The 19,408-nt window shown below is 66.3% G+C and carries 18 protein-coding genes; 8 read left to right on the top strand and 10 right to left on the bottom strand.

Going from position 1 to position 19,408, the window contains the following annotated elements:
• Together ACYVG8_RS07220 and ppa are read right to left on the bottom strand one after the other, a co-directional pair.
• Positions 1 to 1,565, bottom strand: a 1,565-nt coding sequence (locus ACYVG8_RS07220; protein WP_460745283.1) for a SpvB/TcaC N-terminal domain-containing protein, incomplete at its 3' end; no start/stop codon positions are given.
• Positions 1,566 to 1,787: 222 nt separating this feature from the next.
• Positions 1,788 to 2,315 (bottom strand): inorganic diphosphatase, encoded by a 528-nt coding sequence (ppa, locus tag ACYVG8_RS07225; protein WP_028500327.1) that lies wholly within the window; start codon positions 2,313 to 2,315, stop codon positions 1,788 to 1,790.
• A 129-nt stretch (positions 2,316 to 2,444) separates the two neighbouring features.
• Here ppa and coq7 point away from each other — a divergent pair, with 129 nt between their 5' ends.
• Both coq7 and msrB read left to right on the top strand, forming a co-directional pair.
• Positions 2,445 to 3,065, top strand: coding sequence for a 2-polyprenyl-3-methyl-6-methoxy-1,4-benzoquinone monooxygenase (gene coq7, locus ACYVG8_RS07230; protein WP_028500326.1), 621 nt, complete (start codon positions 2,445 to 2,447; stop codon positions 3,063 to 3,065).
• Between the two features lie 37 nt (positions 3,066 to 3,102).
• Positions 3,103 to 3,501, top strand: a complete 399-nt coding sequence (gene msrB, locus ACYVG8_RS07235; RefSeq protein ID WP_028500325.1) for a peptide-methionine (R)-S-oxide reductase MsrB — start codon at positions 3,103 to 3,105, stop codon at positions 3,499 to 3,501.
• A gap of 153 nt (positions 3,502 to 3,654) precedes the next feature.
• Here msrB and ACYVG8_RS07240 read toward each other — a convergent pair whose 3' ends face one another.
• The 5 genes from ACYVG8_RS07240 to ACYVG8_RS07260 all read right to left on the bottom strand — a co-directional run bounded on the left by ACYVG8_RS07240 (position 3,655) and on the right by ACYVG8_RS07260 (position 10,026).
• Positions 3,655 to 4,602, bottom strand: coding sequence for an aliphatic sulfonate ABC transporter substrate-binding protein (locus tag ACYVG8_RS07240; RefSeq protein ID WP_460745284.1), 948 nt, complete (start codon positions 4,600 to 4,602; stop codon positions 3,655 to 3,657).
• 135 nt (positions 4,603 to 4,737) lie between these two features.
• The gene (locus tag ACYVG8_RS07245) at positions 4,738 to 6,621 is read right to left on the bottom strand and encodes a methyl-accepting chemotaxis protein (protein ID WP_460745285.1); all 1,884 of its coding nucleotides are present in this window, start codon (positions 6,619 to 6,621) and stop codon (positions 4,738 to 4,740) included.
• A gap of 60 nt (positions 6,622 to 6,681) precedes the next feature.
• The gene (gene dctA / locus ACYVG8_RS07250) at positions 6,682 to 7,968 is read right to left on the bottom strand and encodes a C4-dicarboxylate transporter DctA (RefSeq protein WP_107889776.1); all 1,287 of its coding nucleotides are present in this window, start codon (positions 7,966 to 7,968) and stop codon (positions 6,682 to 6,684) included.
• 193 nt (positions 7,969 to 8,161) lie between these two features.
• Positions 8,162 to 9,031, bottom strand: coding sequence for an alpha/beta hydrolase (locus ACYVG8_RS07255; RefSeq protein WP_107889777.1), 870 nt, complete (start codon positions 9,029 to 9,031; stop codon positions 8,162 to 8,164).
• Positions 9,031 to 10,026, bottom strand: a complete 996-nt coding sequence (locus tag ACYVG8_RS07260) for a helix-turn-helix transcriptional regulator (protein WP_460745286.1) — start codon at positions 10,024 to 10,026, stop codon at positions 9,031 to 9,033. Before ACYVG8_RS07260 ends, ACYVG8_RS07255 begins: the two co-directional genes overlap by 1 nt.
• Before the next feature lie 284 nt (positions 10,027 to 10,310).
• Between ACYVG8_RS07260 and ACYVG8_RS07265 the strand changes: the two genes are divergently transcribed.
• The 5 genes from ACYVG8_RS07265 to ACYVG8_RS07285 all read left to right on the top strand — a co-directional run bounded on the left by ACYVG8_RS07265 (position 10,311) and on the right by ACYVG8_RS07285 (position 15,827).
• The gene (locus tag ACYVG8_RS07265) at positions 10,311 to 12,407 is read left to right on the top strand and encodes a TonB-dependent receptor domain-containing protein (protein WP_051529049.1); all 2,097 of its coding nucleotides are present in this window, start codon (positions 10,311 to 10,313) and stop codon (positions 12,405 to 12,407) included.
• Positions 12,408 to 12,493: 86 nt separating this feature from the next.
• Positions 12,494 to 12,784 carry a DUF2218 domain-containing protein gene (locus ACYVG8_RS07270; RefSeq protein ID WP_112692970.1) on the top strand — a complete coding sequence of 97 codons (291 nt, stop codon included), beginning with the start codon at positions 12,494 to 12,496 and terminating at the stop codon, positions 12,782 to 12,784.
• A 66-nt stretch (positions 12,785 to 12,850) separates the two neighbouring features.
• A complete protein-coding gene (locus tag ACYVG8_RS07275) occupies positions 12,851 to 13,981 on the top strand; it encodes an ABC transporter substrate-binding protein (RefSeq protein WP_460745287.1) in 1,131 nt (376 codons plus the stop codon).
• Positions 13,978 to 15,048 carry a FecCD family ABC transporter permease gene (locus tag ACYVG8_RS07280; protein WP_233495304.1) on the top strand — a complete coding sequence of 357 codons (1,071 nt, stop codon included), beginning with the start codon at positions 13,978 to 13,980 and terminating at the stop codon, positions 15,046 to 15,048. The genes ACYVG8_RS07275 and ACYVG8_RS07280 overlap by 4 nt, the downstream gene beginning before the upstream one ends.
• Positions 15,048 to 15,827 carry an ABC transporter ATP-binding protein gene (locus tag ACYVG8_RS07285; RefSeq protein ID WP_107889780.1) on the top strand — a complete coding sequence of 260 codons (780 nt, stop codon included), beginning with the start codon at positions 15,048 to 15,050 and terminating at the stop codon, positions 15,825 to 15,827. The genes ACYVG8_RS07280 and ACYVG8_RS07285 overlap by 1 nt, the downstream gene beginning before the upstream one ends.
• Before the next feature lie 7 nt (positions 15,828 to 15,834).
• Here ACYVG8_RS07285 and ACYVG8_RS07290 read toward each other — a convergent pair whose 3' ends face one another.
• Positions 15,835 to 16,869 carry an SDR family oxidoreductase gene (locus ACYVG8_RS07290; RefSeq protein WP_460745288.1) on the bottom strand — a complete coding sequence of 345 codons (1,035 nt, stop codon included), beginning with the start codon at positions 16,867 to 16,869 and terminating at the stop codon, positions 15,835 to 15,837.
• Between the two features lie 156 nt (positions 16,870 to 17,025).
• Between ACYVG8_RS07290 and ACYVG8_RS07295 the strand changes: the two genes are divergently transcribed.
• Positions 17,026 to 17,667 (top strand): TetR/AcrR family transcriptional regulator, encoded by a 642-nt coding sequence (locus ACYVG8_RS07295; protein WP_112692967.1) that lies wholly within the window; start codon positions 17,026 to 17,028, stop codon positions 17,665 to 17,667.
• On the opposite strand, the gene ACYVG8_RS07300 is transcribed toward ACYVG8_RS07295, so the two are convergent.
• Both ACYVG8_RS07300 and ACYVG8_RS07305 read right to left on the bottom strand, forming a co-directional pair.
• Positions 17,624 to 18,805, bottom strand: a complete 1,182-nt coding sequence (locus ACYVG8_RS07300; RefSeq protein ID WP_460745289.1) for a tetratricopeptide repeat protein — start codon at positions 18,803 to 18,805, stop codon at positions 17,624 to 17,626. The genes ACYVG8_RS07295 and ACYVG8_RS07300 overlap by 44 nt on opposite strands.
• Entirely contained in the window at positions 18,789 to 19,328 is a 540-nt protein-coding gene (locus tag ACYVG8_RS07305) for a tetratricopeptide repeat protein (RefSeq protein ID WP_028500313.1), read from the bottom strand. Before ACYVG8_RS07305 ends, ACYVG8_RS07300 begins: the two co-directional genes overlap by 17 nt.
• Between the last annotated feature and the right edge of the window lie 80 nt (positions 19,329 to 19,408).

Here is a 19,408-nt window from a genome sequence, read left to right on the forward strand (position 1 = left end):
GCGGCGAAGCCGCTGCCGGTATTGGCGTACAGCCGCACCCCGTTCGGGCCGATCAGCACCAGATCGAGCCGGCCGTCGCCGACCAGATTGGCCAGTTGCGCGCCGGACTGCAGGAACTCGGCCGGAAACGCGCTGAACGGGGTAAAGCCGCGCCAGCTGTGGTCGTCGTTCAGGGCAAAGAAGCCGGCCAGCCCGGGCTGGATGCTGACCCAGTCCAGCCGGCCGTCGCCGGTCATGTCGAGCAGCAGCTGGCGGGCGCCCGGCACGGCCTTGGGCGCCTGCGGCAGGGCGGTGGCCTGGCCGTAGCTGATGCCGTCCGGGTCCGCGCCGGTCACCCGCTGCGGGGCGCGGTACAGCCAGGCGCCGGCCTGCTGGTACAGCAGCCCGGGCAGGCCGTCGCCGTACAGGTCGACCAGCTGGTAGCCCGGCGGCTCAGGCCAGTCGGCCAGCGGCTGGTACTGGCCATCGACAGCCGGGGAGGAGGAAGAGTAGCTGAACCGGGTCGCGGGCAGATCGAGCAGGCTGCCGTCGGCCTCGTAGGCGCGGCGGCGCAGTGCAGTCAGTGCGGAGCCGAAGGCCGAACTGTCGTAGCTGAACGACAGGCAGGACAGCAGGGTCGGTGTGGCCGGGCTGGCGGGGTCGCGGCCGAAGGCCAGCAACTGCCGGCACAGCCGGTGGCTGCGCAGCTCGAAGCCGAAGCGGTAGTCGGAGAAGGCATCGGGGCGGCAGGTCCAGACCCCGGTCGTGTCCCAGGTTGGTGGTGGCTGGTCGTCGGCCGGGCGCTGGCCGTAGTCGAATTTGAGCGTGCGCAGCCAGCCGGCATCGTCGGGCAGGGTGCCGAACAGGTAGAAGGTGGCCGAGGCGGTCAGGTTGGCGTAGTCGATGCGGTCGGGATAGCGCTGGGCGGTCTGGTCGCGGCTGTCACTGATGCCGGTGCTGTCCTCGGCCACATAGCGGTACAGCACGTGTTCGCCATTCGGGAACAGCGATTCCTCGATCAGCCAGCGGGCGATATGGCCGGGACTGGCCGGATCGCTGATCTGCGCGGTGTAACCAAGGCAGTGGATGACGCCGTTGCACTCGAACCATAACCAGAAAGCGCTGGTCCCGGATTGCCAGTATTGGTAGCGGGAATAATCGGTCTGGGTGCGCGAGGAGTAAGGGGTGACGGTATACGACAGCGGCAGGGTGGAGCCGACACAGCGGGTGACGCCGGTTTGCACCACCACCTTGCCGTCAGCATCCAGCTGTGGAACCAGCGGTTCGCCATCGGGGCCGACAAACACGTCGTCGTCGTTGTACTGGGGGACGCCGAGGCGGGTGCGGCGCTGGATGGCGGGCAGGGCGAGCAGCCAGCCATTGCCGCAGGGGCCGTTGCCGGCGCCGGCGCTGTAGCCGAGGGTCAGGGCGGGGGCGGATTCGCGGGCGACGGGGAGTGACAGCGGGATGTCGAACGAGACCATGCCGGCGGAGACGGTGGGCCCGTTGCCGTGACCGAGGCCGGGAAGGGCGTCGTGGACGGTGGGCAGGGTCGGCGGGGCGACTGAGACAGGCTCGGAGAACATGGAGGGAGACCTCCGTGGGGCGAGATAATCCAGTGAATTGGGGATATGGCAGGATCGGATTGCCGCCATGGAGACGCTGGCGCGGCAATAATCTGGTATAGGCGTTCAGCCGGTATCGAAGCCATTGCGGCTGACGGACGGAACGCGGGAGGCTGGCATGCCGGGCCGCCACCGGAGCGGGGCGGCCCGTGACACGGCGTCATGGCGACGCCGGTCGGAAACTCAGGCGGTGTAGCGCTTCACGCCATCAAGCAGTTCCTGCTTGGCGGCTGCGATATCGGCCCAGCCGGTAATCTTGACCCACTTGCCCTTTTCCAGATCCTTGTAGTGCTCGAAGAAGTGCACCATCTGGTCACGCAGCAGTTGCGGCAGGTCTTCCAGTTTCTGGATGTCCTTGTACATCGGGCACAGCTTTTCGACCGGCACGGCAACGACCTTGGCATCGACGCCCGATTCGTCTTCCATCTTCAGCACGCCCAGTGCGCGGCAGCGCACGACCACGCCCGGTTGCAGCACGAACGGGGTGACTACCAGCACATCGACCGGATCGCCATCTTCGGACAGCGTTTGCGGCACAAAGCCGTAGTTGGCCGGGTACATCATCGACGTGCCCATGAAACGGTCGACGAACAGGGCGTTCGATTCCTTGTCGAATTCGAACTTGATCGGCGCGGCATTGGCCGAGATTTCGATAACGACGTTGAAATCGTTCGGCACGTCCTTGCCGGCCGGGATGCGGTCGAGATTCATGAAAGCTCCTTCATTGGGGTAAGGGGAATCAGGCGGGACAGGTCACCGCACAGTGAAACTTGCCGATTATAACGATCGCACCCGCCATGCCGCTATAATCTGCGACTGACTTTCACAGGGACGGGAACCATGCTTGACACGCTGATCGTTGAATTCGACAAGGGCCTGCGCACCGTGTTCGCGTCGGCTTCCAGCCTGAGACCGCACCCGGACCAGGACGTGGCCGAGGCCGGGTTGTCCGACGCCGAGCGTCGTCACGCCCTCGGGCTGATGCGGGTCAACCATTGCGGCGAGGTGTGCGCCCAGGCGCTGTACCAGGGGCAGGCGCTGACCGCGCGCGATCCGGCCACCCGCGATTCGCTGAAGCAGGCGGCCTGGGAAGAAACCGAGCACCTGGCCTGGACCGAGCGGCGCATTGCCGACCTCGGCGGCCGCAAGAGCGTGCTCAATCCGGTCTGGTATGTCGGGTCGCTGGCGATGGGCGTTGCCGCCGGCGCGCTGGGTGATCGCTGGAATCTGGCCTTCCTGGAAGAAACCGAAATCCAGGTCGCCGCACACCTGGACGAGCATCTGCAGACGCTGCCGGCCGACGATGCGAAGAGCCGCGCCGTGGTTGCGCAGATGCGTGACGATGAGGCCCGCCACGCCGAAACCGCGCACAACCTGGGGGCAGCGCCGATGCCGGCACCGGTCAAGACCCTGATGCACCTGACTTCGCAGTTGCTGAAGAAGTCCAGCTACCACATCTGAGCGGCACGCCGGGCCGGTGACGCCGCGGGAGACACGCATGAGCGACAGGATCGTCAAGTCCGCTGCCGAATGGCGGGAACAGCTGACACCGGAACAGTACCGGGTCGCCCGCGAGGGCGGGACCGAGCGGCCGTTCACCGGCGAGCACTATTTCCACAACAAGGACGGCCGCTACAGCTGCATCTGCTGCGGGGCGACGCTGTTCGACTCGTCGACCAAGTTCGATGCCGGCTGCGGCTGGCCGAGCTTCTGGGCCGAGGCCGTGCCCGGCAGCATCGTGCGGTTGCGCGATACCAGCCACGGCATGGTGCGCATCGAGGTTCGCTGCGCCCGCTGCGATGCGCATCTCGGCCACGTGTTCCCTGACGGCCCCGAGCCGACCGGCGAGCGCTACTGCATCAACTCGGCGTCGATCGGCTTCGAACCGGGCGCGTGACCCGGCTGTAGCGCGTCACCGGCGGCCAGCGTGCTGGCCGGCTTCAGTGCCAGCCACATTCCGGCATCGCGGTGCAGGATGTACGGGGCTGCCGTGCTCGACCCGACCCCGGAGTGAACCACGGAAACCGGAAGGACCCGGGCGGGATGCCCGTCACAGCAGCGACTCGGTGAACACCGCGTCCTGGACGCGGATCTTGCGCGGGGTCAGGCCAAGCTGGTTGAAGGTGTCGGCCAGTTGCTGCTGTTCCTGCACGATGCGGGCATCGACCGGCTGCACCTGGTAGTCGCGGCGTTCGGTGGCCAGCTTCAGCACCCTGGCGTCGACCCCCAGCTGGGGCGCGAGCAGATCGGCGACCGCCTGCGGATGCTGCTGCGCCCACTGCTCCGATTTTTTCAGCTCGGCAAACACCCGGCGCAACACCTCCTTGTGGCTGCCGGCATAGCTGCGCGAGGCGACATAGAACGTCCGGTTGCTGGACAGGCCGCTGCCGTCACGCAGCACGCGCACCTTGCTGGACAGTTGCTGGCCGGCCAGATACGGGTCCCACAGGCCGATGGCCTGGACCTGTCCGGACTCGAACGCGGCCCGCGCATCGGCGGCATTGGTCGCATACACCGGCTGGATGTCTTCGTAGCGCAGGCCGGCCTGCTCCAGGGCGCGTACCAGCAGATACTGCACATTCCAGCCGCGGCCGATGGCGATTTTCTGTCCCTTCAGCTCCCTGACCGAGCGGATTGGCGAGTCGGCCGGTACCAGCAGGGCGATGCCCTTCGGGTACGGGTGCTCTGCCGCGAGGTACACCAGATCGATGCCGGCGACCTGGGCGAACACGGTTGGCGCGTCGGCCGCGTGGCCGAAATCGATCGCCCGGGCATTCAGCGCTTCCAGCAGTTGCGGGCCGGCGGCGAACTCATGCCATTTGACCTGGATGCCGAGCGGCTTCAGCGCGCGTTCGAGATTGCCGGTGCCCTTGAGAATATTGAGGGTGTTGAATTTCTGGTAGCCGATGCGGATGACGGAGTCGTCGGCTTGGGCGCTGACGGACAGCATCAGCGCAGCGGCGAAGAGGACGAAAAGGCGGGCAACAAAACGGGGCATGGCCGGCTCCTGTGCTGACGGGAAAGCGGCCATGGTAGGGAGGATTGTTTAGTACTGCATGGAAGCGATTTTGCGCTATTAATATCGTTATGGAATAAAGAATCGTGCTGCGCCCGCAGCACGATTCTCGTTTGCCTACAGCCGGAACTGCTTGAACAGCGCGCGGATATTGTCCGCCAGCCGGGTCAGTTCGAGCAGATGGACCGAGACCGACTGCAGCGCTTCATCGCTGGAACGGACCTGCTGCGTGACGCGTTCGGTGTTCTGCGACATCAGCGTGGCGGCCTGGAACTGCTCGCTGGTTGAATGGGCGATCTCGTGCATATTGCGCACCACCTCGTCCATTTCCGCCTGGATGCGGTCCATGTCGCTGGCGGTGGTGGTGGTCAGCGCCAGTCCGGACTCCACCGAGTTCAGCGTCCGCTCCATATTGTCGCTGGCGCTGCCGGTCGCGCTGCGCATGCCGTCGATCATCTGCGAGATCTCGGTTGTGGCCTGGCCAGTCCGCTCCGCCAGCTTTCTGACTTCGTCGGCCACCACGGCAAAGCCGCGCCCCTGTTCACCGGCACGGGCGGCCTCGATCGCGGCGTTCAGCGCCAGCAGATTGGTCTGGTCGGCGATTTCCTTGATCACCTGAATGATGCCGCCGATATTGTCGGCATGCTGCCTGACCTCGCCGAACAGCGACGACAGGTCACGGACGATGGACGCGGACTGGCTCATTTCCGCCGACAGCTTCTTGATGCTCTGCGCGCCTTCGAGCGACAGCTTGCCTGTCGCCTCGACCTTGCCGCTGGTATCGCCGGCATAGTCGGCAATGTGGGAAATGCTGACCGTCAGCTGTTCGATGGTCGCGGCATTGCTGCCGCTGTGGTTGGCCAGCTCGCTCGACTCGGCCGCCATGCGGGTCGACAGGCCGGACAGGGCGCCGACGCCATCGGTCAGACTGGCGGCTTCCTGCTGCACCGACACGAACAGCTCGCGCAGGGTACCCTGGAACTGGTTGAAGGCCTGTGCGGTCTGGGCGATCTCGTCGCGGCCGGCCACGTCGATGCGACGGGACAGGTCCGCGCCGCCGGAGGCAATGGCGGTCATGGCATCGCGGATGCGGATCAGCCCGGCCAGCATGCGACTGACCATCAGCGTGCCCAGCGGCAGCAGCACCAGCAGCAGGACCGCGATCAGCACCAGCGAGAACATCAGCAGCTTGTCCAGCGGCGCCAGGGCCAGGTCCTTGTCCATGGCCACGACCAGATACCAGCCGCTGCTGTCGATGCGGCGCACCGAGATGAATTCCTGGTCCCCGCCGACCGTGGTCTGCAGCATGGCCTGCGACCTGGCCGCCTCGGCCAGGCGCGCGGCGTCGAGTTCGGGCGCCAGTTCCTGCAGGGGTTTGCCGAGCAGGGCCTCGCTGGCGTGGATCAGTACCTTGCCGTCATGGTCGACCACCATCGCATAGCCGTCATAGGCAAGCTTGGCACCCAGCAGGCTCTTGACCAGCCCATCCATGTATACCGCCAGCCCGACCACGCCGATCTGCGCATCGCCGTGCAGCACCCGGCGCGCGAATGACACCATCGGCTTGCCGGTGCCGGCGTCCGGATACGGCGGGGTAACGATCGGGCGGGTGGCGGCGTCAGTCGCCTGCTTGTACCACGGGCGTCCGGTCGGGTTGTAATCGGCAGGCAGGTTCTGCGGCCGCGATGCCAGATAGCGCTTGTCCGCCAGCCCCAGGAAGGCGAAGTTGACGTCCCGCGCCCGCCCGGTCACCTCGAGGATCGGGGTCGGGTCACCGGTCGCCACGCCCGGCGCGGTCGCGTCGATCAGGCTCAGCTTTTCGGCCAGCCAGTCGTCGACATTCTTCGCATACGAGCTACTGGCAATATCGGATTGCAGTGACACGCTTTCGAGCAGTTCCGCACGCATGCGCTGGTAGGCGGCAAGCGTCAGGATAATGGCCGGAATGGCAATCGACAGGCTGATGGTGGCGATCAGTTTGCTACGCAGGGACTGCAGCATGGTGGGGCTCTCCATGGGACGGTATCTTGTGGCTGGCCGGAGAGCGGGCGGGCTCGGGCTCTAGCAGTGTTGCTGGTCGACCGGCGCGGCCGGGCGACTCAATACCTCATGGGCGCGCTGATGATCGATGGCCTTGCTCCAGACCGCGACGACCACGGTGGCGACGCAGTTGCCGATCAGGTTGCCGGCGGCGCGGCCGATGCCGATAAACCAGTCGACCGACAGCACCAGCACCAGACCGACCGCCGGAATCGACGGATGCGACGCCAGCGTGGCCGACAGAATGACGATGGCCGAGCCGGGAATGCCGTGGGCGCCCTTGGATGTCACCAGCGCAATCAGCAGAATGCCGAGCAGATCGGTCAGCGACAGCGGGGTATTGGTCGCCTGGGCGATAAACACGGCGGCCAGGGTCAGATAGATCGAGAACGCATCCAGATTGAACGAGTAGCCGGTCGGAATCACCAGCCCGACTACCGGCTTGCTGATGCCCAGCCGCTCCAGCTTGCACATCACCTGCGGCAGCACGCAGTCCGACGACGCCGTGCCGAGCACCACCAGGATTTCCTCGCGCAGATAGCGGATCAGCTGCACGATGCTGAAGCCGGCGATGCGCAGGATGGTGCCGAGCACCACCAGGATGAACAGGGTCACGGCAAGATAGAAGGTGCCGACCAGATAGCCGAGCTGCAGCAGCGACGCATAGCCGTATTCGCCGACGGTAAAGGCCACCGAACCGAGCACGCCGAGCGGCGCCAGCTTGATGATGAAGCCCATGACTCCGAACAGCAGGGTCGAGAAGGAGTCGACCAGCGCAGTCAGATTGCGGCCCTTTTCCCCCATCAGCGACAGCGAACAGCCGAACAGGATCGCGATCAGCAGGATCTGCAGCACATCGTTGCGGGCAAAGGCGGAAAAGACGCTGTCGGGGATGATCTTCATCAGGAAGGCCACCGAACCGCTGTCGGTGACCTGATGGGCAGATTGCAGATACTGTCCGGCGACGCCGGCATTCAGCGCGCTGACGTCGACATTCATGCCGTGACCGGGCTGCAGCAGGTAGGCGAGGGCAATCCCCAGCGCCAGCGCCAGCGTGGTGACCAGCTCGAAGTAGACGATGGCGGTCAGTCCGACCTTGCCGACCTTTTTCAGCTCGCCGGCATTGGCGATGCCGGAAACGACCACGGCGAACACCACCAGCCCGACCAGCATGCGGATCAGCTTGATGAAACCTTCGCCAAGCGGATGCAGGCTGATGGCGAAATCCGGATAGAACACGCCAATCAGGATGCCGGCGACCAGGGCGACCAGGACTTGTGCGAATAGCGAGCGGCACAGGCGTTTCATGCAGAATCTCCAGGGCAGTGACCGGCCTCTCGCCTGGCGGGCGCCGTGGCGGGGCGGGCCGGTACTGTGAGGCCGAGTCTACTGTGAGGAAGAAAGCGCTTTATTGTCATCGGACGACAATGGATTGTCTTTGCGCGCCAATTCAATGCCAATGTCAACGCTTTGTGTCGCTAGTGCATAAAACGGGGTCGGGTCACTGACCGGATGCCGGCGCTTCCAGCAGCCCGCGCGGCAGCGGCGACAGTACCGTATCGAGCCCTCGCAGCAGGGACAGCGGCAGCGACGCCCCGTGACCGGCCTGATCGAGCAGGGCAAAGCTGACCTCGATATCGCGGCTGGCGCCCAGCCGGGCGGCCATGGCGGCGGTATTGTCACGCATGCGATTGCGGGTCTCCCTGGCCCCGACCGTCAGCAGCAGCCTGACCGGCCCGTCGCTGATGACTGGCCGGGCCGCTTCCTCGGCCAGGATCGATTCGCGGTTCCACCAGATCGACGGGCTGGCCGCCACATAGGACTGGAAAGCCTGTGGCCGGGTAAACAGCACATGCAGCGCAAACAGGCCGCCGAGCGAATGGCCGAAAAGCGTCTGCCGGCGGCGATCGATCGGCAGCTCACGCTCGATGCGCGGCTTCAGCTGCTGCTCGATAAAGTCCAGCAGCGCGGTCTGGCCGCCGGTGCGCTGGCCTGGTGCGATCTGCGCCGGCAGATTGGCGGCAGCGGTCGGCGGGGTGAAATCATGGAAGCGGCGTGGAATGTCGAACGGCTGATCGGTCGGGTAGCCGATGCCGACGATGACCGCCGGTTCGAGATCCTGCCGGGCACGGAGGGCGTCGGCGGCGGTGCCGATGACTGCATTGGCATCGAGCAGGTACAGCACCGGGTAGCCGGCCGCCGGCGCCGGGCGGTCCGGGCGGACCACGAAGATGCGGTACGCGCCGCCGTCCGGCCTGGCGGCGAGATCGAAGCGGGTCGTGCCCGGCAGCGTGACGTCACCGGCGTTGACGATGGCAGCGGGCAGGATGGCAAACAGGCAGGCAGTCAGCAGCAGCGGGAGGCGGGGCATCAGATCCGGGTCCGGGACAGTTTCGGGGGCATGCCGAACGCGCGCTTGTACGCGGTGGCGAAGTTGGCAGCACTGCTGTAGCCGGCCAGATGGGCGGCCTCGCCGACGCTGACGCCGTGTTTCTCCAGCGCGGTGCGGGCGGCAAGCAGCTTGCGCTGACGCAGATAGCCGAACACGGTGCAGCCGAAGGCCGCGCGGAATTGTCGCTGCAGGCTGGTCACGTTCAGCCCGGCCTCGCGGGCGATGGCGTCCAGTGACAGCGCATCGTCCAGATGCTGGTCGAGATAGTCGGCCAGATCGAGCAGTCGGGCGTACTCGCGCGGCCGCAGCCGCCCGGGGGCGGCCGGCAGCGGCTGCCCGAGCACGGCCAGTGCTTCGGCGACCAGATCAATGGCGCGGCTTTCCAGATACAGGTTCTGCATCAGCGTGCTGCCGGGCGGGGGGCACAGCATCTGCGTGGCCAGCGCAATCAGCGAGGCTGATGGCACCCAGCTGCGGACCGACAGGTGTTCGCGGCAGAAGGTGCGGATGACGTCGTCGCTGTCGACCCCGGCCTGGGCCAGCCATTGTGGCGACAGGGTCAGGCTGACCTTGCGTTCGCTGCCGCCGCGCCGGGCGCGGCGCACGAACAGATCGGGTTCGGCCAGCGACAGCAGCGTGCATTCGTGCCGCAGCCGGCCGCGACCGTCGCGGTGCGGGCCGAACTGGAAGCGGCGATGGCCGAAGGCGACATCGGCCTGGCCATCCAGCAGCAGGGAGAATTTCAGCCCCGGCTCCAGCAGCACCTGACTGGTCATGCTGTGCAGGTTCTCGACCTGGGTGCAGTGCGCGACCAGACCCGGCCGCAGCCGGGCAACGCGAAAGTCGCCGGCCAGCACCGGTACGTCGGCAGCCAGCCCCGGCTGGTTGAAGCGGTAGCCGGAGCCGACCAGTCCGGACAGGCGAATGATTTGCGAGCCGCTGACCAGTCGCGGCGTCGTCTCGGAAGATGTCATGCAGTAATTCCGGTGGGCAGGGCACGGCGGGAAGGCCGGGCCCGGATTGTCCATGGCCGGCAGGCGGCGATGAAGCGGGATTGTCTTGCGCAAAGGTCTTACTTGTTTGCGCAAAGGCAGTCTGAAAAACGGTATGGAATACTAGGCGCCGACAAAACGAGATGCAAATGATTCTCAATCGTCTGTTGCCATGCAATAATGCCTGCGCTTCACGATCAGGGTCTCCATTGCATCCGCCAGGACACGGCCCCGCAGCCAGTGTTGACGTAGATAACGGAGTTCCCATGGCTCATACCAGACAAATCATCCCGCTGCCGGCACGCCGACCGGCCATGCGCCTGGCGATCATCGCCGGCACCCTCGGCAGCCTGTACGCCTCCGGCGCGCTGGCCGCGCAACCGGCCAGTGACGCCGCCGTGGCCCTGCCCGACGTGGTGGTCACGGCCGCCGGCTACGAACAGAAAATCAAGGAAGCACCGGCCAGCATCTCGGTGCTCACGCGCCAGGATCTGGAAAGCCAGCCGTTCACCGACCTGAAGGACGCCGTCCGCCATCTGGAAGGGGTCAGCATCGTCGGCGAAAGCGGCGAGCAGGACATCTCGATCCGCGGCATGTCCGGCGAATACACGCTGATCATGGTCGACGGCAAGCGGCAGAACACCCGCGAGACCATGAACCGCGGTACCGGCGGCGTACAGCCGAGCATGATCCCGCCGCTGGAAGCCATCGAGCGCATCGAAGTGGTGCGCGGGCCGATGTCGTCGCTGTACGGTTCGGATGCGATGGGCGGCGTGATCAACATCATCACCCGCAAGGTGCCGGCGCAGTGGCACGGTTCGGTCAATCTGGGCGGCATCTTCCAGGAGCACTCGCGCTACGGTGATACCGGCCAGGGCGACTTCTGGCTTGGCGGGCCGGTCAGCGACGGCCTGGTCGGCTTCCAGGTGTACGGCAATTACAGCGACCGGGCGGAAGACCATGTGTTCTATCCGGGCAACAGCACCGGCGGCGCCAAGGGCACCCGCGACGGCAGCCTGACCGCCAAACTGACGGTCACGCCGAGCGCCGACCAGGACCTGACCTTCGAGGCCGGCCACAATGCGCTGACCTACGAACGCACGGCCGGCCGGACGCTGGCTGACAACGCCGCCGACCTGAAAACCCGGCATACGCGCGACAACTGGGCCATTACCCACAACGGCCGCTGGGGCTGGGCGAATTCGACGCTGGCGCTGTACCAGGAAATCGGCAAGCAGGAAACCTGGACCGGCGGCAGCAAGAGCGCATCGGAACCAAAAACCACCAATACCACGCTGGATGCCCTGCTGACGCTGCCATTCAGCCGCAACATGCTGAAGCTCGGCGCCCAGTACGGGTCGCAGAAAGTCGAGGACATTGCCGGCGAAGCGTCGATCAAGGGCTATCCGGTCAATGCCGACTCGGTCAGCATCAATACCTGGGCGCTGTTCGCCGAAGACGCCTTCCATGCCACCGACGCCCTGACGCTGACTGCCGGCGCGCGGCTCGACCATGACGAACGCTACGGCTCGCACGTGACGCCGCGCCTGTATGCGGTCTATGCGCTGACGCCGGCAGTCACGCTGCGCGGCGGTGTGGCCAAGGGCTTCAAGGCGCCGACCCTGCGCCAGTCGACGGCCGGCTACTGCATGACCAGCGGCGGCGGCAGCCAGAAGCAGGGCACCCTGTGCGGGAACCCGGACCTCGATCCGGAAGAAAGCACGACCGAGGAAATCGGCATCCGCTACGACGCCGACGGCAGCAGTGCCAGCTTCACCGTGTTCAACAACGATTTCCGGAACAAGGTGGTCAGCTATGACACCGGCGTGCCCGATCCGCGCGCCAGCGGCCGCAGCATCTACGTGTACGACAACATCGCCAAGGTCAATATCCGCGGGGTCGAGCTCAGTGCCTCGCAGCAGTTGAACAAGCAGTGGAAGCTGTCCGGCAACTACACCTACACCGACTCGAAGCGCGAGGGCGGCGGCGAGCCGGCCTACAACGGCAGCTCGCTCGACGGCCGCCCGCTGGACAAGACGCCGCGCGACATGGCCAATCTGCAGCTCGACTGGACCCCGACCGACAAGGTGTCGGCCTATGCCCGCGCCAGCTACTACGGCAAACAGTACTGGGCGGCCTTCCGCAACGGCGCCACCGGCGTGCGCGAGCGTCCGGCATCGACCACCTTCGACCTTGGCGGTTCGTACGTGATCAACAAGACCTTTACCGTGACCGCCGCCGTGCTGAACCTGACCGACAAGATTGTCGACATCGACCCGCGCGGCCGCAACCAGGGCCTGGACGGCAACTGGATGGTCGATGAGGGTCGCCGTTACTGGGTGAAGCTGAATGCCCATTTCTGACCCGGACTGAATGCGCCGGGCAGTGACGAACGAAAGGGCCCCGTGCCCTTTCGGCGTTGCCGTTTTCCATTGAAAGAGAGGTTTCCGTGCGCACATCGACCGCCATTCTGACCACGCCGGATGCAAGCCGGCATCTGTTCAAGCTGTGCAAGCATTTCGCCCGCAAGATCCCGGTCGAGTTCGACGAGCGGCACGGCGAAATCCGCTTTCCGTTCGGTGTCTGCCGGCTGGCGGCCACCGCAGACGCGATGGAGCTGCACTGCGAGGCCGGCGACGACGCCGGGCTGGCGCGGCTGCAGGACGTGATCGGCTCGCACGTCGAACTGGTCACGCGCAGCACGACGCTGCTGTCGCCGGTCTGGCAACCGGCGCCGTGACAGATTGCCGCCGACCGTTGCTGGCCGGCGGACCGGAGATTCATTAGTTTGTTGCAAGGAAAAGGCATGTCTGAAGTTGGAGGAGGGTGGTTCGCCGCCGGTCGCAAGCTGGCGCTGGGACTGGTCATGGGGTGGATGGGCATGGCGGCGCAGGCGGCAGTCGTGACCGACATCGCCGGCCGTCGGGTCGAGGTGCCGGCCAAAGTCGAGCGCATCCTGCTTGGCGAAGGCCGGCTGTTCTATGCGTTTGCGCTGCTGGAAGGCAAGCAGCCGCTGGCGCGCATTGCCGGCTGGCAGGGTGACTTCCGCTATCTCGATCCGCAGACCTACGCCCAGTACAAGGCAAAGTTTCCGGCCATCGACCGCATCCCGCTGATCGGCAAGACCAATGAAGAATCGGTCAGCGCCGAAATAGTGCTGACGCTGAAACCGGATATCGCCGTGTTCTCGATTGCCGGCCACGGGCCCAGCCTCGACAACCCGATCGTCAAGCAGCTCGAAGCGGCGCGGGTGCCGGTGATCTTTGTCGACTTCCGCATCAAGCCGATGGAAAACACCATTCCCAGCCTGCGGATCATGGGCAAGGCGCTGCAGCGCGAAGCCACCGCCGAACGCTTTATCCGCTTCTATCAGGAGCAGTTGCGTGCCGTGACCGGACCGGTCAGTGCCATTCCCGCCGCAAAGCGGCCCACGGTGTTCCTCGATGTGCGTGCCGGTGCGTTCGATCACGTGGCCTCGGCCGGCAAGGGCAGCCTCGGCGAGATGGTCGATGCTGCCGGCGGGCGCAATATCGGCGACACGCTGCTGCCGATCGCGCTCGGTGAAGTCAATATGGAAAAGGTGCTGGCGATGAACCCGTCGGTCTATATCGCCACCGGCGCCGGCGCGCCCGATGCGCGCACCGGGCTCAAGTTCGGCGCGGACGTCTCCCCGGCCATGGCGCGCGAATCGCTGCAGCGCATGGCCCGGCGCGGCCATGTCGGTGCGCTGGCGGCGGTACGCAACGGCAATACCTACGGTGCCTGGCACCATTTCTACAACACGCCGTACCACGTCGTGCTGATCCAGCAGATTGCCAAATGGCTGCATCCGGCCCGCTTCGCCCGGCTGGACCCGCAGGCGTCGTGGGTCAGGATGCACAAGGAATTCCTTGCCATTGAGCCGCAAGGCACCTATTGGGTCGGGGGGCGGCCGTGAGTGCGCCGGAACTGGCGCTGGGCACGACGGCTGACGACATTGTCGGCGGCTACCGGCAACTGCTGTCAAAACGGTTGCTGGTACTGCTGTTGCTGGCGGCCATCATCGTCGGCTCACTGCTGCTCGACTTCACCATCGGGCCGTCCGGGCTGACACTGGCCGAGCTGTGGCAGACCCTGCTGCAGCGCGAGGCGGCCGATCCGGCCACGGCAGTTATCGTCTGGGACATCCGGCTGCCGTATGCGCTGATCGCGGTGGCGGCCGGGCTGGCGCTGGGGCTGGCCGGTGCGGAAATGCAGACCGTGCTTAACAATCCGCTGGCCAGCCCGTTCACGCTCGGCCTGCAGCAGGCGGCGGCATTCGGCGCTGCACTGGCGCTGGTGGTTGACCTCAGTCTGCCCGGTGTGCCGGGGGGCTGGAGCGTGGCAGTCAATGCGTTTCTGGTCTGCCTGCTGGCGGTATGGCTGATCGATACCGTGACCCGGGTCGGCGGCATGAGCACGTCCGGCGTGGTGCTGTTCGGCATTGCGCTGATGTTCAGCTTCGAGGCACTGACCTCGATGATGAAATACATTGCCGACGCCGATGCGCTGCAGGGGCTGGTGCTGTGGACCATGGGCAGTCTGTCGCGCGCGACCTGGCCCAAGGTCGCTGCGCTGTTCGCGCTGGTGGCCATCGTGCTGCCGCTGTCGGTCAGCAATGCATGGCGGCTGACCGCGCTGCGACTGGGCGAGGATCGTGCCGCCAGCTTCGGCATCAATGTGCGCCGCCTGCGGCGCAATGCCCTGATCCGCGCCAGTCTGCTGACCGCGCTGACAGTGTCCTTTGTCGGCACCATCGGCTTTGTCGGTCTGGTGGCGCCGCATATCGCCCGCCGCCTGGTCGGTGAGGACCATCGCTTCTACCTGCCATCCAGCGCGCTGATCGGCGCCGTGATCCTGTCGCTGGCCTCGCTGGCCTCGCGCAGCCTGATTCCCGGCACCATCATCCCGGTCGGCATCGTGACTGCGCTGGTCGGCATCCCGTTCTTTATTGCCATCGTATTCCGCCAGGGGAGGTTGTCGTAATGCCGTCGTTGTCCCTGCATCAGCTCCACGTCCGCTACGGAAGGCGCGAAGTGATCCACGACCTGAACGCCCCGCGCATCGAGGCCGGCAAGGTCACGGCACTGCTGGGGCCGAACGGCAGCGGCAAGTCGACGCTGCTGAAGGCCGTGGCCGGGCTGGCCAGTGCCGATGGCCGGATCGAATTTGACGGCCATGCGCTGCGCCGGCAGAACGGCCCGTCGCGCCAGGTCGCCTACCTGCCGCAGACCCTGCCGCCTGCCGTACGGCTGCGCGTGCTCGAATCGGTGCTGGTTGCCCGCCAGGCAACCGCGACCGGCCTCGGCCAGTCGGGGCGGGAGCAGGATGTGCTGGCCCTGCTGGAGCGGCTCGGCATCGCCCATCTGGCACTGTGTTTTCTCGACCAGTTGTCCGGTGGCCAGCGCCAGCTGGTCGGCATTGCCCAGGCACTGGTGCGCGAGCCGGCCATCCTGCTGCTCGACGAACCGCTGTCCGCGCTCGACCTGAATCACCAGTTCCACGTGATGGAACTGCTGCGCCAGGAAACCCGGCGCCGGGGCATGGTCACGGTGGTGGTGCTGCACGACATCAATGTTGCGTTGCGGCATACCGATCATGTACTGGTGCTGCAGGCCGGTCGGCTGGTTGCCGACGGGGTGCCGGCCGCCGTGGTGACACCGGCCATTCTGGCGGAGGTCTACGGCGTGCAGGGCCGGGTCGAGGCCTGCTCGCACGGGCAGGCGATGGTCATGGTCGACGGGCTGGTTGCCGCCCCGGTCTGACCGTCGGTCAGGCACCGGCCGGTGCGTCCAGCCAGCCATGGCCGCGATACCAGGCCAGCGTGTCGGCCATGGTCTCGGCCAGCGGCCGGAAGTGCAGCCCCAGCTCGCGTTCGCTCTTGGCCGGGTCGAAGCGGGAGCGCTCCGCTTCACGCGCCATCAGCCGGCACGTCGCCAGACTGAGCAGCACCGGCTTGCCACTGAGGCGGGTATACAGCTCGTAGCCCAGCGACAGCACGTACAGCAGCGCTAGCGGTAGCGAGCGCGTCGGCGTGGGCACGGCGGCAATCCGGCCGATCAGCGGGACCAGTTCACGCATGGTCATGTGCCGGCCGGCTGCCAGATAGCGCTCGCCCGGCCGGCCATGTGTCGCTGCGGCAATCATCGCCTGTGCGACATCGCGGGCATCGACCACCGAGAAGCTGCCGGGAACCAGCCCCGGCAGCCTGCCGCGCACAGTATCGAGCAGCAGTTGCCCGGACGAGGTCGGCCCGATATCGGCCGGCCCCCACATCCAGCCCGGCAGCACCAGGCTGGCGTTCATGTCCGGATGCTCACGGACAAAGGCCAGCACCACCTCGTCGGACTGCATCTTGCTCAGGTAGTAGTCATCGGCATCGGCCGCGTGGCGGAGCCGGGTTTCGTCGATCAGCGTGCCGGGTTCCCCGTTCAGGACCGCGATCGACGAGGTATGGACGAAACGGCGCACGCCGGCCTGCCAGGCGTGGTCGATCAGCCTGGCCGTGCCATCGACATTGATGCGGCGCAGGGCATCGCGATGCTGCCCTCCCTTGTAATTGTCGCGAAAGAAGGCGGCGGTATGAAAAACCGCATCGCAACCATGCAGTGCCGGCGCAAAGGCCGCGACATCTTCCATGTCGCCGGTCACCAGCTCGACACCGGACAGGTCGCCCAGCTGGCGCTCGCCCCTGTCGCGCGAGCGGACCAGTGCCCTGACCTGTACGCCCCGCCCGGCCAGTGCGCGGACAAGATGGTTGCCAAGCAGTCCGGTGGCGCCGGTCACGAAGACGGTTTGCAGCGGCATGATGTGAAAAACCTTTTTCGGATTTCAAGTGAAATTCAGTATGCGCAGTTTTATTTTGGATTTCAATTGAAATTTGAAATGAATGACAGAAACTGGGCGCCGGCAGATCGCTACCGTATAATTGCGGCCGAAACTTAACAGACCGGATACCGTGCGTTGACCCAGCAAACCCCCTCCAGTCGGTCCAGCCGTGCGGAAAGCCAGGCCAGAACGCGTGAACGCCTGATCGAGGCGGCACGGCAACTGCTTGTGTCGCATGGTTTTGGCGGGACGTCGATCCGGGATATCGCCGAACGGGCCGGCTTTTCGCAGGGCGCGTTCTACTCGAACTTTTCCGGCAAGGAAGACATCCTGCTGGAACTGCTGCGGCGCTACATGGAAGACGAGGCGGCACAGCTGTCCGCCGTTCTCGACCAGAGCGGCGACGCTGCCGACGCGATGCTGGCCGGACTTGAACTGTGGGCGGCCGAACTGGACCGCGAAACCGACTGGGCCATGCTGTCGATCGAACTGCAACTGCATGCCCAGCGCAGTCCGGCTTTTGCCGTTGCCTTCCTCGGCGTGTGGGAGGCCCACCGTCACGCGCTGGGCCAGCTGCTGACCCGGCTGTTCCACGGGCTGGGCCGCCAGCTCCCGGCCGAGCCGGCTGCACTGGCCGCGGGATTCATGGCGCTGGCGCATGGACTGGCCCTGCAGCGGCTGTCGGCGCCGGACGGACCGGGCGACTGCGTACTGATGGTGTTCCTGCGCGGACTCATCGCCGGCGCGGCGCCGCGTGGCGACGGGGCCGGGTGTTGAGCACATGCGTGGCCAGTGCCTGCTGCAGCGTCGTGCCGTCCGGCAGCAAGGGCTGGTTCATCAGCCCGTCCAGCTGCTGCTGTGCCGCCGCGGCATGACCGGACTGGCGTAGCAGCAGGCCGCGGGCGAGCAGGGCGGACAGGCAGCCCGGATCCAGTCCCAGCGCGCGCCTGATGCATGCACCGGCCTCGTCGGGGCGGCCGGACAGGGCTGCCAGTACCGCCAGCCCGCCATGGGTGTCGGCCAGCGTCCGGTCGAGCGCCAGTGCGGCCTGCAAGGACGCGTGTGCCTGCCCGGTCCGCCCGGTCAGCAACTGGCACCATGCCAGGCCGTGCCAGATACCGGCATGAGCCGGCATGTCGGCCACCGCCAGCCGGAAATGGTCTTCCGCCGTTTCGAGATGCCCGTCCAGCATGCCGACCAGCCCGCGCCCGGCCCGGGCGCGTCCGCTGTGCGGCTGATGGTGCAGGGCGTGACGGAAAAACCGGTCGGCCTCGTCGAGGCATTGCCCGAGCAGCGCGGCCACGCCGAGCACGGTATTGGCATCGGCATCGTCCGGTGCCTGTGCCCGGACCTTGCGGGCAAAGGCGGTCGCGGTGCCCGGTTCGTCCCGGTCCAGATACAGCGTGGCCAGGATGCCGTAATGCGGCAGCTGCGCCGGATCGTGCGCCAGTGCGTCCTCAGCCGCGCGGATCGCCTCATCGAGCCGCGCCTGGTGGTGGAGGATGCGCACATGCAGCGGGCCGGCGCCGGCGATGCCACCCTCGACGGCGCGCAATGCGTGTTCCCCGGCTTCATCGAAACGCCCGGCCAGCGCCAGCGCCCAGCCGAGATTGCCATGCAGTTCGGGCGTGGCGATACCTTGCGCCAGCAGCGCCTGAAATATCGCAATCGCCGCCGCCGCATCACCACAGCGCAGCAGCAGCAAGCCGTCCAGCGACCGGGCGGCGGGCGACAGCGGTGCCGACCGCGCCTGCTGCGTCAGCCAGTGTCGCGCGTCGTCGAATCGTCCGAGCCGATAGCACAGATCGGCCGCTTCCTGCTGCAGGCCGGCGTGTGCCGGATCGGCCTGCAGCCAGACGAGCACGCGGTCCAGACGGCGGCCGGCGTCATCCATGCGCTCAGCCCGGTCCGGCATGGACATGCCGGAAAACCGAACTGGCGGCGCCGTTGTCTGCCGGCATGTCATCCAGCTGTGCCAGCAGGCGGCGCATATCGTCATTCAGTGCCGGGTTGTCGCGGTTGGCATCGATGCCGAGGGCAAGCAGACGCCGGCAGGGGGCCAGCTCGTCAGCCAGCAGGTGCTGCAGCGCGTCCCGGAACAGGCGCAGGGGGGCGGCGGCATCGAGCAGGTCCAGCTGCTGCCAGACCTCGACGGCCTGTGCCGTCCGGCCCAGGGTCATCAGCAGCAGGCCAAGCTGGAAACGGGCCGTGGCCAGCAGGGGATCGACATCAATCGCCAGTGCCAGATGCGCAACGGCGCGCTCCGGCAGGCCGATGTCCGCATACAGCACGCCGAGCAGGTACAACCGTTGCGGATCGCTGGCCTGGGTCGGGTCGGCCCGCTTCAGCAGCAGCAGCGCCTCGGTATGGCGCTGCTGCCGCAGCGCGTGAATGGCCAGCCGGTATTTTTCTTCCTGATCAAGTACTTCCAGGTCCATGACGTCTCCCGTGGATCGTCGCTGCAAACGGGAAAACTATGGCATGTGCGTCACCATGCACCAAACCGGGCTCGCCGGCG

Source organism: Microvirgula curvata (assembly GCF_054781615.1).

Bases quoted from the DNA above. Each gene is read 5' to 3' on its own strand.
- ppa (WP_028500327.1), bottom strand. From the start codon at position 2,315: ATGAATCTCGACCGCATCCCGGCCGGCAAGGACGTGCCGAACGATTTC.
- coq7 (WP_028500326.1), top strand. From the start codon at position 2,445: ATGCTTGACACGCTGATCGTTGAATTCGACAAGGGCCTGCGCACCGTG.
- msrB (WP_028500325.1), top strand. From the start codon at position 3,103: ATGAGCGACAGGATCGTCAAGTCCGCTGCCGAATGGCGGGAACAGCTG.
- ACYVG8_RS07240 (WP_460745284.1), bottom strand. From the start codon at position 4,602: ATGCCCCGTTTTGTTGCCCGCCTTTTCGTCCTCTTCGCCGCTGCGCTG.
- ACYVG8_RS07245 (WP_460745285.1), bottom strand. From the start codon at position 6,621: ATGCTGCAGTCCCTGCGTAGCAAACTGATCGCCACCATCAGCCTGTCG.
- dctA (WP_107889776.1), bottom strand. From the start codon at position 7,968: ATGAAACGCCTGTGCCGCTCGCTATTCGCACAAGTCCTGGTCGCCCTG.
- ACYVG8_RS07255 (WP_107889777.1), bottom strand. From the start codon at position 9,031: ATGCCCCGCCTCCCGCTGCTGCTGACTGCCTGCCTGTTTGCCATCCTG.
- ACYVG8_RS07260 (WP_460745286.1), bottom strand. From the start codon at position 10,026: ATGACATCTTCCGAGACGACGCCGCGACTGGTCAGCGGCTCGCAAATC.
- ACYVG8_RS07265 (WP_051529049.1), top strand. From the start codon at position 10,311: ATGGCTCATACCAGACAAATCATCCCGCTGCCGGCACGCCGACCGGCC.
- ACYVG8_RS07275 (WP_460745287.1), top strand. From the start codon at position 12,851: ATGTCTGAAGTTGGAGGAGGGTGGTTCGCCGCCGGTCGCAAGCTGGCG.
- ACYVG8_RS07285 (WP_107889780.1), top strand. From the start codon at position 15,048: ATGCCGTCGTTGTCCCTGCATCAGCTCCACGTCCGCTACGGAAGGCGC.
- ACYVG8_RS07290 (WP_460745288.1), bottom strand. From the start codon at position 16,869: ATGCCGCTGCAAACCGTCTTCGTGACCGGCGCCACCGGACTGCTTGGC.
- ACYVG8_RS07300 (WP_460745289.1), bottom strand. From the start codon at position 18,805: ATGCCGGACCGGGCTGAGCGCATGGATGACGCCGGCCGCCGTCTGGAC.
- ACYVG8_RS07305 (WP_028500313.1), bottom strand. From the start codon at position 19,328: ATGGACCTGGAAGTACTTGATCAGGAAGAAAAATACCGGCTGGCCATT.